10 protein-coding genes are annotated in these 13,485 nt (G+C 74.0%); 1 reads left to right on the plus strand and 9 read right to left on the minus strand.

Annotated elements, in window-relative coordinates; all coding sequences use genetic code 11:
- Positions 1 to 2: 2 nt before the first annotated feature.
- The 5 genes from HCC30_RS03890 to HCC30_RS03910 all read right to left on the minus strand — a co-directional run bounded on the left by HCC30_RS03890 (position 3) and on the right by HCC30_RS03910 (position 8,058).
- Positions 3 to 2,729 (minus strand): serine/threonine-protein kinase, encoded by a 2,727-nt coding sequence (locus HCC30_RS03890; protein WP_169440586.1) that lies wholly within the window; start codon positions 2,727 to 2,729, stop codon positions 3 to 5.
- Entirely contained in the window at positions 2,726 to 4,129 is a 1,404-nt protein-coding gene (locus tag HCC30_RS03895; RefSeq protein ID WP_240979323.1) for a hypothetical protein, read from the minus strand. The genes HCC30_RS03890 and HCC30_RS03895 overlap by 4 nt, the downstream gene beginning before the upstream one ends.
- 45 nt (positions 4,130 to 4,174) lie before the next feature.
- Entirely contained in the window at positions 4,175 to 5,284 is a 1,110-nt protein-coding gene (locus HCC30_RS03900; protein ID WP_346776485.1) for a glutamate ABC transporter substrate-binding protein, read from the minus strand.
- Positions 5,285 to 5,297: 13 nt separating this feature from the next.
- Positions 5,298 to 6,653, minus strand: a complete 1,356-nt coding sequence (locus tag HCC30_RS03905; protein WP_169440587.1) for a hypothetical protein — start codon at positions 6,651 to 6,653, stop codon at positions 5,298 to 5,300.
- 445 nt (positions 6,654 to 7,098) lie between these two features.
- Entirely contained in the window at positions 7,099 to 8,058 is a 960-nt protein-coding gene (locus HCC30_RS03910; RefSeq protein ID WP_169440588.1) for a methyltransferase domain-containing protein, read from the minus strand.
- Between the two features lie 154 nt (positions 8,059 to 8,212).
- Here HCC30_RS03910 and HCC30_RS03915 point away from each other — a divergent pair, with 154 nt between their 5' ends.
- Entirely contained in the window at positions 8,213 to 8,617 is a 405-nt protein-coding gene (locus HCC30_RS03915; RefSeq protein WP_169440589.1) for a globin, read from the plus strand.
- Positions 8,618 to 8,710: 93 nt separating this feature from the next.
- Here HCC30_RS03915 and HCC30_RS03920 read toward each other — a convergent pair whose 3' ends face one another.
- From HCC30_RS03920 to HCC30_RS03935, 4 genes are all read right to left on the minus strand, one after another.
- Positions 8,711 to 9,370 (minus strand): hypothetical protein, encoded by a 660-nt coding sequence (locus HCC30_RS03920; protein ID WP_169440590.1) that lies wholly within the window; start codon positions 9,368 to 9,370, stop codon positions 8,711 to 8,713.
- Positions 9,339 to 9,800 carry a thioesterase family protein gene (locus HCC30_RS03925; RefSeq protein WP_346776486.1) on the minus strand — a complete coding sequence of 154 codons (462 nt, stop codon included), beginning with the start codon at positions 9,798 to 9,800 and terminating at the stop codon, positions 9,339 to 9,341. The genes HCC30_RS03920 and HCC30_RS03925 overlap by 32 nt, the downstream gene beginning before the upstream one ends.
- Before the next feature lie 148 nt (positions 9,801 to 9,948).
- Positions 9,949 to 11,613, minus strand: coding sequence for an energy-dependent translational throttle protein EttA (gene ettA, locus HCC30_RS03930; protein WP_169440592.1), 1,665 nt, complete (start codon positions 11,611 to 11,613; stop codon positions 9,949 to 9,951).
- Positions 11,614 to 11,757: 144 nt separating this feature from the next.
- Positions 11,758 to 13,479, minus strand: a complete 1,722-nt coding sequence (locus tag HCC30_RS03935; RefSeq protein ID WP_169440593.1) for a thioester domain-containing protein — start codon at positions 13,477 to 13,479, stop codon at positions 11,758 to 11,760.
- Positions 13,480 to 13,485: the final 6 nt, after the last annotated feature.

Here is a 13,485-nt window from a genome sequence, read left to right on the forward strand (position 1 = left end):
TGTCACACCCACGTCCTGGGGCGGAACCGGTTCGCGCGTTCCACCAGTTCGATCCTCTCAGTGCCGGACTGTGCGAGCCGGGCGAGCAGACGGTACGCGCGCTCCAGTCCGAAGCGCAGCCCTTCCTCGTCCAGCGGGCTGCCCAGCAGCGGCTCGGACCGTGCGGGCGCGGGCCCGGCGGCCGTGGCGGCCCCCGGACGTCCGGCGATCACCCAGTCCAGCGCGCTGCCCAGCACCTCGGTGGTGAGCTCTTCCCGGCGCGGGGCGTCGAGCCCCGCGTCCTGCAACCGCCCGACCTCGCGCGCGGCCGCACGCAGATCGTCGAGCAGTGGTTCGTGCGGGGCGCGCTGCCGCAGCCGCGCCCTGATCGCGGCGACGCGGGCCGCCGTGTAGTGGATCGACGAGGCGGGGACCGACTCCAGGGCCTCGACGGCGCCGCTCCGGTCCCCGGCCGCGAGCCGCACCCGGGCCAGGCCGAAGGCGGCGCTCACGTAACTGATGTCGGTCGTCCACACGATCCGGTAGTACTCGGTGGCGTTGTCCAGCTGGCCGAGGGTCTCGGCGCAGACGCCGAGGGCCAGCTTCGGGGCCGGTTCGCCGGGGAACGCGTCGTAGACGGCGTCGAAGGACAGGGCCGCGTTCTCCCGGTCGCCCGTCACCAGCGCCACCAGGCCGCGGTACCAGATGACGCGCCAGTCCTCCGGGTACCGGCCCTCCAGTTCGGTCAGCAGCCGGGCCGCCGCCGTCCGGTCCTGGGCGGTGTCCCGCTCCAGCAGCGCGCGCAGTTCGCGCAGGCGCAGCTCCAGGGAGTCGGCCGGTGCGCCCCGGAGCGCGCCGAGCAGTTCGCCCGGTGAGGAGGCCATCAGGCCGGTCAGGAAACCGGCGTTGGGATCGCCGGGGTCGACGCGGGGCACGGGCAGGGCCAGGGCCGTGGCCCGGGCGTGCAGCGGCACCAGGCGGACCGGTTCGCCCGCCTGTCCGGAACGGGGCGCGGGGCCGGGGCGGCCCTCCAGCCGGACGTGCGTGGGCGTGCTGCCGTGCGTGCCGTACTGCTGGGCCGCCGTGCTCTGCTGCGCGAGCGTGGTGGCGGGGGCCGGTTTCCCCGTCCGGCCGCCCCGGCGCAGCAGACCGCGGCCCGGCGGTACAGCGGGCGTGACGGGGCGGGCGCCCAGCGCGGAGGTGTCGCCACAGGTGCGGGCGAGGAGTTCGGTGTCGACGACGCGCAGCTCCGGGCCGAACAGGGTGGACATGGCGGGCCGTTGGCGTTCCGTCTGGAGCGCGACGACCTCGCGCAGCACCCCGAGCAGCTGCTCGGCCATCTCCTCGGCCGAGGCGAACCGCCGCTGCGGGTCCGGGTCGGTGGCGCGGACCAGGAAGCGGTAGAAGGACTCGTACCGCTGGAAGATCCGGATGTGCTGCGGGTCCGGAAGGCTGTCGGCGTAGGTGCTGGTGTAGCCGCGGAAGTCGAAGGTGAGCACCGCCAGCGTCCTGGCGACGGTGTAGAGGTCCGAGGCGACCGAGGCTCCCTCGGTGACGACCTCCGGCGCCTGGAAGCCGACCGTGCCGTAGACGGGGCTGGCGTCGTCGTCCATGCGGCGGACCGCGCCCATGTCGATGAGCTTCAACTGGTCCTGCTGCTGGATGGCGTTGTCGACCTTGAAGTCGCAGTAGAGCAGGTTCCGGCTGTGCAGGTGGCCGAGCGCCTCCAGCGCCTCCAGGCCGTACGCGCACGCCTGCTCCACCGGCATCGGCTCCCGGCTCCCGCTGGGCGTGCGGCGCTCGTTGGCGATCTGCTTGAGCGACTTGCCGCCGACGTACTCCATGACGATGTAGCCGTCGACGCTGCCCGTCCGCTGGTCGAGGTGCTCGACGAAGTTGTAGATGCGGACGATGTTGGAGTGCTCGATCTGCGCCAGGAACCGGCGTTCGGAGATGGCCGCCGCCATGGCGTCCTCGTCCCCGCTGTCGAGCAGGCCCTTCAGCACGACCCAGCGGTCGGAGACGGCGCGGTCCGTCGCCAGGTAGATCCAGCCGAGCCCGCCGTGCGCCAGGCAGCCCGCCACCTCGTACTGGCCCCGGACGAGATCGCCGGGGCGCAGCTTCGGGACGAAGGAGTACGGGTGCCCGCACTTGGTGCAGAACCCCTCGGTACGTCCTGGCCGTTCGGCCCGCGCCCGGCCCACCGGCGCCCCGCACCGGCTGCTGCTGCAGAACCGCTTGCGCTCCGGCACCTCCGGGTTCGCCAGGACGACGGCCGAGGGGTCGGCCCGCGGCACGTCCGGGACGGCGACGAGGCCGGCGCCGAGCCTGCTCCTCGTCGTCGTCTTCGCCGAGGAGCGCGAGCTGCGCACCGACACCAGCCGGGCCGTGCCCTGCGACAGCTCGCGGGTGAGCCGGCCCGACACCGAGCGGCGGGAGGAGTGCGAGCGCGTCGAGGAGAGGGACGAGGGGCGCGAACGCGCCGAGGAACCCGAGGAGCCGGAGGCGGGCGCGGGGCCCTCCCGGACGGCGCTGGTCAGCCCCGTCGGCGCCACCCCGAGCATGCCGCCGGGCGCGACGACGGGCGCGAGCCCGCAGGTGTCGCAGTACAACTCCCCGGCGCCGGCCGCCTCGTACGCGCCGCCACAGCCGGGCCGCTGGCACGGGCCCGCGCCCGCGGCCGGTTCCGGGAACGCGGCAGACGCCGGGGCACCGGCGCCGGGCCCGGCCGGCTCTTCCCGTCCGCTCATGCGCCCTCCTTGTCCTGTGCGGGCACCCTGTCATGTCCGGGGGCCTCGTGCGCCACCGCGCCCTCCGGTACGACCGAGACGCCGGTCTCCGCCCCGTCCGTCACGCTCTCCGGGCCGGCGGCTCCGTGGCCGCCGTTCATGGTCTCCGGCGGTCCGGACCGGTGCGGCACCAGGGCCTCCTGCACCGAGCCCTGGTAGCGCAGCACCGCGTCCTCGGCGGCGCGCAGATCGCAGGGCGCGCTCCACAGCATGCGGCGCGCCGCGTCGTACCGCTCGGCCAGCACCGGGTCCTCCCCCACGCCGTGCCGGACGACGCGCGCCCGGCAGGAGTCGAGCCGTCCGCGGAGCTCGGCCCGTACGGCCAGCGGGGCCGTGACGGCGGAGAGTTCGGCGCGGGCGCGCTCCAACTCGTCCTCGGCGCGCGGCTCCAGGCTCTCCAGCAGCGGCGACAGCCGGTGCCACTGGCCGCGTCTGCGGTACTCGGCCGCCGCGGAGAGCTGTTCGTGCAGCGCGGTGGGCGGCCCGCTGACGGCGGGCACCTCGGAGGCCGCGATCTTCGCCAGCACCTCGCCGCGCGCCTCGCGGGCCTCGGCGAGCGTGCGGTCGGCGCGGGAGAGCACGTCCCGCAGGGCGAGCAGACGCGCCTCGGCGTCCTGCCGGACGTTGAGCACCGCGTCCACCTCGCGGCGGACGTCCTCCAGCGCGCGGGCCGCGCGGTCGTAGCGCGCGGTGTCCGGGCGGCCGCCGCCCGGGGCGCTGCTGCCGCTCGCGGGCGCCCAGAAGGCGAGCGGGTCGGAGATCACCTCGGCGCGGAGCGCGGTGAGTTCCCGGGTGGTGCGCTCCAGGTCGTCACCGGCCGGGTGCTCACCCGGGCGTACACCGGCCGACCGGGCCAGGGAGCGGACGCGGCGGAGCTCGGCGGCGAGCATGTCGATCCGCGCGGGCAGCGCGGACCAGACCGTGTCGGCGGCGACGACCACGTCGAGGGCCTGCGCGTACCCGGAGTTCATGGCGTCGACCAGGCCGCTCAGCGTCAGTCCGGGCCCGGTCTCCTCGCCTTCGCCGGTCACGCGGTGGGTGCCGCGCAGGAGTGCCGTCAGCTCGGTGAGGTCGTCGCGGCTGGGCCAGCGGCGCCGGGCGCGGATCTCACGGGCCTCGCCGAGGACTCGGGTGTAGGTGTCGAAGGTGTTCCACAGGCGGGTGATGTCCCGCTCGGTGCCCGCCCAGCGGCGTGCGGTGGTTCCGGTGAGCTCGGCGCCCTCCAGGAGGCCGCGGCCCGCGTGGTCCTGGAGCGCGAGCAACGACGTCTCGACGGCCTCGTGTTCGGCGTCGAGGCGCTCCAGGGCACGGTCCACCTCCTCGCGGCTCATCACCGGCCCGGTGGGTCCCGCGGGGCCCATCGATCACCTCACTGCTCTCTCGCCCTGCGCCTGGCGCCGACTGCTTCAGTCCCGGTACTTCGGTTCGGGCGGCGACGGCCTCTTGCCGTCCTGCGTACCCACCATGTTGTCGGCCAGCCACTTCTCGTACGAGGCCCGCCACTTGCTGTCACGGTAGTCGTCCAGCACCTTGTTGACCCTGCGGACCAGATCTTCGTCCGCGCGGTTCATCGCGACGCCGTACGGCTCAATGGTCTCCGGTTCACCGATGAGTTCGACGGAGGGGTCCTGCGCGGCCTGACCCGCGCCCAGGGCGCTGTCGGTCAGGGTGGCGTCCGTGCCGCCGAGTTGCATGCGGACGAGACAGTCGAGCTGATTGTCCACGACGAGGATTTTCGCCCCCAGACCACGGTAGCCCTCGCTCCGCATCAGCGTCTCGGCCGTCGAACCGGCGGCGACGCAGAGCCGCTTGCCCCGCATGCTCTCGTTGAAGCCGGTGACCCGCGCCTTCTCCTTCGGCACCACCAGCTGCTGCCCGGCCTCGAAGTACGCGGTGGAGAAGGCGACCTGGCGGATGCGCTCGCAGTTGACGGTCATCGCGCGCACGACCATGTCGACGTCCCCGTCCTGAACGGCGGTGACGCGCTGGTCGGTGGGGATCGTCTTGTACGTGACGTCCGGGTCGGGGCCGAGCAGGTCCGTCGCGATGGCCTGCACCAGATCGATGTCGAAGCCCTCGATGCGCCCGGTGGACGGGTCTCGGTACCCCCACAGATAGCTGTTCTGGTCCACGCCGACGACGAGCCGGCCGCGCTGCTTGATCCGCGTCACCGCAGGACCGGACCCCGCCGAGGGCTTCAGGCTCGCGGCCGGGTCCTCGCCGTCGGCGCAGGTCTCGGGCTCGGGCGCCGCGCGCAGCGCCGGTGACCGCTCCGCGTCCGCGCGGGCGCCGACGGCGCCGTGGCCGCTCCCGGCGCCGGACGACCGGCCCTCGGCGGCGGGCGGCGCGGGCGCGGCGGAGCCGAGCACCGTGGAGGCCAGCACCGCCGTCACGACGGCGAGCCCGCTCAACGCGACCGCGAGGGACCGGCCGTCGCGCCCGGCCACCCCGCGCATCCGGCGTCCCGCGCGCGGCGCCTCCCCGTGCCTCTCCCGCTGCGGCTCCCCTGCCCTCACGGCCGACTCCCCCTCACCGGTACTCCGAAAGCCTGCGTCCCATGCCCGTCACCGCCGCCGCGGCACCGGCGATCCCGAGCGCGACGGCCCCCACGGACAGGCCCGTCAGCGCGGCCCGCCCGCCACCGGCGGCCTCCTCGAACTGGGCCTGCTCGTGGCCGCTCGCCTTCTCCAGCGCGGCGTCCACCGCGTCGAAGCTCTCGCCCGTGCTGCCGGAACCGCCGATGACCTTGGCGACGGCCGCCTCGTAGTCGCCGTCGTCGGAGGCCGTCCGCGCCTGCGCGTGCCGCTGTTTCCACACCTCGACGTGGCGCTGCGCCCCGGCGACGGGTGCGCGCCCGGCGCTGTCGTCGGCCAGCCGCAGCGCGTCGCCGAGCAGTCCGCCGTCTCCGGAACCGCCGCCTCCGGCCCGCTCCGAGCCGGAGAGCGTCCGCATCTGCCGCGCGTACCCCGTCTCGTACCTGGCGTCCCCGCCGCCGCGCGCGACCAGCGTCATGTTCTCGTTGCCGCGGGCCTGGAGGGCGCCGGTGCGCGCGTCGTTGAGGACCCGCAGGGAGTGGGCGCCGTTCTCCTCGGCCTCCGTCAGGCCGGACCTGGCCAGTCCGTGCCCGGCGGCGAGCCACAGCAGGAGCACGGCGCAGGCCGCCGTGGCGCCCGCGAGGCCGGGGTTGACCATCCGGTTGGTGCGCAGGAAGTCGCGCCGCTGGGCCCACAACAGCCCGCCGACGGCGGCGACTCCGGCGGCCAGCGCGAACCACGGCAGGCTCCTGGCGTCCGCCGAGTCCGCGGCCAGCCGTTCCGTCTCGGCCTCGTAGAGCGTCCTGGCCGCGGGGAGGAGCTCCTGGCGCATCTGCTCGTTGGCGTACCGCAGATAGGCGCCGCCGAGCGGGAGGCCCTGCCGGTTGTTGGCGCGCGCCGCCTCCACCAGGCCCGTGTACCGGGGGAGTTCCTCGTTGAGGGTGCTGATCTGCCGCTGCGCGGTGCGCGAACCCTCGGAGTTCGCCGCGGCCTTGGCGAGCAGCGTGGAGGCGTCCCGGATGTCCTTCTCGTACCGCCGGCGGACGGAGCGCGGCTCGTCGCCCCCGGCGAGGAAACCGCTGGACGCGACGGTGTCGGCGTCGGCGAGCGAGCGGTAGACGTGCGCCGCGTCGGCGCTGAGCGGCTGGCTGTGGTCCACGACGGCGCCGGCGGCCGCCTGCCGGTCCGACACCTGCCAGGCGGCGACGACGCCGAACAGCACGACCAGCGCCGCCAGCGCGGCCCCGATGATCCGCAGCCGTCCCGGCTCCGTCGTGGCCGCGGCCCGCAGCCGGTGCACCCCCTCCGACCAGGCCGTACGCCGCGGCTCCGCCCACCCGTCGGACGGCACCTGCCCAGGCCCGCCGGGCAACGGGGCCGCGGCGGGGGCCGGTTGGCCGGGCGCGGGGGACGCGGGCGCGGGCTGGGCGGGCACCTGCCCCCGCCCGGCGGCGGGTTGGCCCGCCGAAGCGCCACCCGCGACGGCGTGCGTCGGCTGGGAGACAGGGGTCGAGGGCGGTACCGGGAGGTGCCCCTCCTCGGGCAGCGGACCGGGCTGCTGCGGCACCGGTCGCCCGGGCGGCTGTGTCACGGCTCGGAGCCCTCCCCCTCGGTCACTGACGACCCCGGTCCCTCCGGTCTGCCGCGCGTGCGGGCCGGGGCGGAGCCATGCCCAGCAGTATGGCGGGAGGCACCGACAGGCACAGCCTTTTGGCCGGGATCTTGTTCGTATCGCGATCTTCCGCGCGCCTCCCCGTTCCGTGAACACGCCCCCGCGCCCGCCCCCGGTTCCCCCGTTACGTCCCGTCCCCGCCCGGAGCGTCGAACGGCCAGCCGTACGGGCCCTCTTCGCGGTCCAGCCAGGCCCACTGGCCGCCGTCCCCGACCGTCATCCCGTACCGCTCGCGCGGCGGGCAGTCCTCGTCGCGCCACAGCCGGTACGCGTCCGCCGCCTCCAACTGCCCCGCGCACAGGGCGAGCAGGAACCGGAACGAGTCGTCCGACCGCGCACGCCGGGGCACTCCGGACAGTCCGGGCGCGGGTGGCGGCGGCGGGGTCGCGCCGCGCAGCGGCACGAAGAACGCGGGGGTGGCCAGGAAGTGGCCCGCCGCGTGGGACGCGTCCGTCACCCGCAGCCGGACGAGCCCCGTCGCGACGGGCGCCAGCACCAGCGCCCCCGGCGCGCACTGCGCGAGCCAGCCCGGCGGGACGCGGGGCAGCTCGCAGGTCGCGATGATCCGGTCGTACGGCGCGTGCTCGGGGCAGCCGAGCGCCCCGTCCCCCGTGACGACGTGCGGGTGGTGGCCGGCGGCGGCGAGGTGGGCGCGTGCCGCGTCGGTGATGTCCCGGTCGAGGTCGACGGTGGTGACGTTCCGCTCGCCGAGCCGGTGCGAGAGCAGCCCCGCGGTCCAGCCGGGCCCGGTGCCGATCTCCAGGACGGTCATGCCGTCCCGGAAGTCGAGCGCCTCCAGCATCCGCGCCATCAGCGACGGCTGGCTGCTGGAGGAGACCAGCACCCCGTCCCGCACCCGGGTGGCCAGCGGCACGTCGTCGTAGACGCCCGCCCGCCAACGGTCCCGCACCCGCGGATCGGGGTCGTCCCGCCACAGCCGCCGGTAGTCGCCGTCCGGACCCGTCGCGTAGTAGTACGGGACGAAGGTCTCGCGGAGCACCTCCTCGAAGGCGGCGCGCCAGTCCGGGTCCGTGAGCGCGCCGCCCGCGACGATCTCCCGTACGAGACCCGAGGCAGCACCCATGCCCCCACTGTGCGGCGCGGTGCCGCCGGACGCGAGGGCGCCGCGGGAGGACGGCGGGCCGCGCGGTGTGACCTGCGGTACATACCCGGGAGTAGCGGGCTGTGGGGGCTTAGGACCGGGGGCCTCGGTCTCCGCGTCTGCGACCATGGGGGACGTGATGGAGATTCCGCGCGGCAGCTTGCAGACGCAGACCTTCTACGAGCAGGTCGGCGGCGAGGAGACCTTCCGGCGCCTCGTGCGGCGCTTCTACGAAGGCGTCGCCGGCGACCCGGACCTGCGGGCGATGTACCCGGAGGAGGACCTCGGCCCGGCGGAGGAGCGGCTCGCGCTCTTCCTCATGCAGTACTGGGGCGGCCCCCGCACCTACAGCGAGTCCCGCGGCCACCCCCGGCTGCGGATGCGGCACGCGCCGTTCAAGGTCGACCAGGCCGCGCACGACGCGTGGCTGCGGCACATGCGCGAGGCCGTCGACAGCCTGGAGCTCGACCCCGAGCACGAGCAGCAGCTGTGGAAGTACTTCGTCTTCGCCGCCCGCTCGATGGTCAACTCCGCCGACTGAGCGGACGCGCACGAAGGGCCGGGTCCGGCAGCCGGACCCGGCCCTTCGTGTGTCAACTCCTCCTCGGCGCGGGGCAGTTGCTCCCGTCCCCGCTCAGACCGGGGTGACGCTCAGCCCGGCGCCCTTGCCCGCGGCCCGGACCGCGACGGAACCGTCGGTGGTCCGCAGCCGCAGCCACGCGCCCGCGCGCAGCAGCACCACCGGCTCCTTGCCGCGCAGGAAGCCCAGCGCGTGCGCGGCGTGCACGGCGCGCAGCGGCAGGCCCGTACGCCCCAGCGGACGGGACCAGATCTCGTCGGCGAGCGCGTCCAGCGTCTCGCGCGTCCGCGCCCGCTCGTTCAGCTTCTCGGCCCGCTCGCGGAACTCGCCCACGGCGGCGACGGCCACCGTGCGCACCGAGTCCGGCGGCAGCTCGGCGAACGCCTGCCAGCCGCCCCGCGGCGGCAGCACACCGGCCCACGGCGGCCCGGTGACGGGCCCCGGAATCCGGACGCTCTCCTTCTCCTCCTCTATCCCCTCGAGGAGTTCACCCGCCGAGACGGTGACGTCCAGCTCCAGCGGCTCCAGCAGCCGCCCGGTGCGGACGGCGAGCACCTCGAACCGCGCGGGCTTGGCGAAGATCCCGGCGACGCCGCCGCCCGCCTGAATGCGGACGGCCGCGTTCTTCTCCCAGCGCAGCAGCCGTCCGAGGAACGCGGCGAGACCCGCCGCCTCTCCGGGGTCAGCGAATACCAGACGCTGTTGCACTGTCATCGAAGTAGCCTTCCAGGAACGTCCGTTCGGCGGCGCTGAGCCGACGGGGACGCTCCCTCTCCAAGTCGTAGGGGACCACGACGGTCGTGGCGCGCACGTACACCGTCTGGGGGTCCTTGATTTCGTACGCGACGGTCGCGGAGGCGGCGCCGAGCTTGGTCACCCAGAGTTCGACCGTCACCGGCTCGTGCCGGTGGACCAGGGGGCGCAGGTAGTCGATCTCGTGCCGCGCCACGACCGAGCCCCCGGTGAACGGCGGCAGCTCGTCCGGCTCCGCCCGCTCCCCCGCGTCCGGCCGCGCCTCACGGGCCAGCCGGAACATGAAGTCGATCCGCGCCTCTTCCAGATACCGGACGTGGACGACGTTGTTGACGTGCCCGAAGGCGTCCATGTCCGACCACCGCAGGGGACACCGGTATATGTGCCGCACGCTCAGCTCGCCTGCCTCATCCCTCGCATCTTCGGCGGGCCCGCCACCGGATCGCCCGGCCACGGGCCCCGCCCGGTCCCGCCAGGAGGCCGCGTCCTGACAGGCGTGCGGGGGCGCACCGGCGAACCGGGCGCCCCCGCGATGTCCCTCAGCCGCGCGTGAGCTTCTTGTACGACGCGCGGTGCGGACGGGCCGCGTCCGGGCCCAGCCGCTCGATCTTGTTCTTCTCGTACGACTCGAAGTTGCCCTCGAACCAGAACCACTTGGACTCGCCCTCGTAGGCGAGGATGTGGGTCGCGACCCGGTCGAGGAACCAGCGGTCGTGGGAGACGACCACGGCGCAGCCGGGGAAGTCCAGCAGCGCGTTCTCCAGGGAGGACAGGGTCTCGACGTCGAGGTCGTTGGTCGGCTCGTCGAGGAGGAGCAGGTTGCCGCCCTGCTTCAGGGTCAGCGCCAGGTTCAGCCGGTTGCGCTCACCGCCGGAGAGCACGCCCGCGGGCTTCTGCTGGTCCGGGCCCTTGAAGCCGAACGCCGAGACGTAGGCGCGCGAAGGCATCTCGACCTGGCCGACGTTGATGTAGTCCAGCTCGTCGGAGACGACGGCCCACAGCGTCTTCTTCGGGTCGATGTTCTCGCGGCCCTGGTCGACGTAGGAGATCTTGACGGTCTCGCCGACCTTGATCGAGCCGGAGTCCGGCTCCTCCAGGCCCTGCAGCATCTTGAACAGGGTGGTCTTACCGGCGCCGTTGGGGCCGATGACGCCCACGATGCCGTTCCGCGGGAGCGTGAAGGACAGGTCGTCGATCAGCACCTTCTCGCCGAACGCCTTGCCCAGGTTCTCGACCTCGACGACGACGTTGCCCAGACGCGGGCCCGGCGGGATCTGGATCTCCTCGAAGTCCAGCTTCTTGGTCTTCTCCGCCTCGGCGGCCATCTCCTCGTACCGGTTGAGCCGGGACTTGGACTTGGCCTGGCGCCCCTTGGCGTTGGAGCGCACCCACTCCAGCTCTTCCTTCATGCGCTTCTGGCGCTTGGCGTCCTTCTGGCCCTCGACCTTCAGGCGCGCCTGCTTCTTCTCCAGGTACGTGGAGTAGTTGCCCTCGTAACCGACGGCGCGGCCGCGGTCGAGCTCCATGATCCACTCGGCGACGTTGTCGAGGAAGTACCGGTCGTGGGTGATCGCGACGACGGTGCCGGGGTACTGCGCGAGGTGCTGCTCCAGCCACTGCACGGACTCGGCGTCCAGGTGGTTGGTGGGCTCGTCGAGGAGGAGCAGGTCGGGCTGCTCCAGCAGCAGCTTGCAGAGCGCGACGCGGCGGCGCTCACCGCCGGAGAGGTGGGTGACGGGCCAGTCGCCGGCCGGGCAGCCGAGCGCGTCCATGGCCTGCTCCAGCTGGGACTCCAGGTCCCAGGCGTTGCTGTGGTCCAGCTGCTCCTGGAGCTTGCCCATCTCCTCCATGAGCTCGTCCGAGTAGTCCGTCGCCATGAGCTCGGCGATCTCGTTGAAGCGGTCGAGCTTCGCCTTGGTCTCCGCGACGCCGTCCTGGACGTTCTCCAGCACGGTCTTGGACTCGTCGAGCGGGGGCTCCTGCAGGAGGATGCCCGCCGTGTAGCCGGGCGAGAGGAAGGCGTCGCCGTTGGACGGCTGCTCCAGCCCCGCCATGATCTTGAGAACGGTGGACTTACCGGCGCCGTTGGGGCCGACGACACCGATTTTCGCGCCGGGCAGGAAACTCAGGGTGACGTCGTCCAGGATCACCTTGTCGCCGTGCGCCTTGCGCGCCTTGCGCATGGTGTAGATGTACTCAGCCAAGAGAAACCGTCCGGCAATCTGTAGTGTCGATGCGGCCTAGCCGCGTGAGGTCAGATGGACCCATCTTGCCGCACGGCGCCCCTCTCCCCGAAACGGGGCGGCTCCGGCTCCGCCTTCCACCGATGCCGCCCCGCGCCCGCGCGACTACTGTCCGGAACTGTCCGAATCGGTCCGGGTCTTGCTCTCCGAACCCTGGGGACCCTCCGCGTCCGCGGAGTCACCCGGGGCACTCGCGCCCACCGCGTCGCTCTCCGTCGCACCGTCCTCCGCCGAGCCGTCCCCGGACGCGTCCTGCTCCGGTTCGCGCCTGCGGACGGCGAGCAGGGCGACGGCGCCGACGAGGACGAGCGCCACCGCAATGCCGATGATCAACGGGGTGTTGCTGCTGTTGCCCGTCTCCGCGAGGTCCGGGTCCTGGCCGGCCTCGCCGGAGACGGCCTCGCCGCCGTCCGAACCGGCCGTCGCGATGGTGCCCGGGCCGCTGCCGCCGCTCTCCGTGCCGGTGGTGTCGGCGCTGTCCGGGGCGCCCTGCGGGGTGACGCCCTCGTCGGCGCCCTCGGCCGCCGTCCTGGTGACCGTCTCGCAGTCCAGCACTCCCATGAACGGCTCGGCCTCACCGGCCGCCCCGGGCAGCGCGATGCGGTACGCCTGGTCCTCCTGGACGGTGACCGGCGCGGTCCGGGTATGCCCCGGGGCCACCTCGTACTTCTTGCCCGCGAGGCTGAACCCGTAGGGCTCGTCACCGCCGTTGGTGACGGTGACGTCCACCGAACCGTCGGCGCAGTTCTTCCGGGCGTGCGCCACCGGCACGGCGCCCGAACCGCCCCACCGCGCCGACGCCGTCGCCGAGACGGTGGACTGGCTGGAGCCCGCGAGGATCTGCGTCTGGCTCTTGGCGTGCTCCCCGGTCCCGGTGAGTACGCGGCCCACCGGCACCTTCGTCGAGGCCGTCACCGTCAGCGAGGTGGAGCCGGACTCCTCACCGGCGGGCTCGGCGGCCTCGACCGCCGCAGCGGCCTCACCGGCCTCGCCCGCGTCCCGGCCCCGGCCGGCCTTCCCCGCCGGCCCGGCCTCCGACTCCCCGCCGGGGAGCTGGAAGTAGAGCTTGCTGCCGTCCCGCGCGGAGGTCACCTGCTTGCCGTCCGCGTCGACGAGCTTCACGCCGCGGGCCGCCGCGTCCGGAGCGGGGGCGACGGCGACGCTCGGGGCGCCGGTACGCACCGTGACGGGCCCGAGCCGGTCACCGGGCCGCCCGGCCACAGCGGAGGAACCCAGCGAGAGGGAGGCGGACGGCTCCGCCATCTTCCCGGCCCGCTCCTGGAGGAAGTCGGCCAGCTTCTCGGCCGCCGGATCGGCGGCCTCCACCTCGGCCCGGTCCGAGTACCGCCAGATCGCGACCTGGGTACCGGCCGCGGCCGTCTCGGGCGTGAGCCGGCCGGAGCCGGAGGTGCGCGCGAGCGCGTGCAGGTCGTCGACCTTCGGGTACGAGTGCTCCAGGATCCAGCGGATCTTCCCGGCGTTCCGGTTGTCGTGCAGCGAGGACGTCTTCCAGGACGCCTCCTCGTAACGCGCCTGGTCCAGCGCGGGGTTGTCGATGTCGACGCTGTACGTCTGCAGACGCCCGCCGCCGTCGACGGCCATTTCGAAGAGCCCGGCCCCCGTTCTGCGCTCCTCGCCCTCTCTGCGTACGACAGCCTCGTCCGAGATGCGCAGACCCTCCAGGGTCGCGGCGGCGCCGCCCGTGCGGGCGGCCTCGTCCTCGGCTGCGGCCGGTCCGGCCCCGGCGACCGTCCCGGCCGCTAGCAGGCCGGGAGCCACCACCGCGGCGGCGACACGTGCGGCCGACCGCCTCCGTACAAAGGTCATGGTCTT

The sequence above is a fragment of the Streptomyces sp. HNM0574 genome (genome assembly GCF_012726235.1).
In the GTDB taxonomy this organism is placed as follows: domain Bacteria; phylum Actinomycetota; class Actinomycetes; order Streptomycetales; family Streptomycetaceae; genus Streptomyces.

Bases quoted from the DNA above. Each gene is read 5' to 3' on its own strand.
- HCC30_RS03895 (WP_240979323.1), bottom strand. From the start codon at position 4,129: ATGGGCCCCGCGGGACCCACCGGGCCGGTGATGAGCCGCGAGGAGGTG.
- HCC30_RS03910 (WP_169440588.1), bottom strand. From the start codon at position 8,058: ATGGGTGCTGCCTCGGGTCTCGTACGGGAGATCGTCGCGGGCGGCGCG.
- HCC30_RS03890 (WP_169440586.1), bottom strand. From the start codon at position 2,729: ATGAGCGGACGGGAAGAGCCGGCCGGGCCCGGCGCCGGTGCCCCGGCG.
- HCC30_RS03920 (WP_169440590.1), bottom strand. From the start codon at position 9,370: ATGACAGTGCAACAGCGTCTGGTATTCGCTGACCCCGGAGAGGCGGCG.
- HCC30_RS03935 (WP_169440593.1), bottom strand. From the start codon at position 13,479: ATGACCTTTGTACGGAGGCGGTCGGCCGCACGTGTCGCCGCCGCGGTG.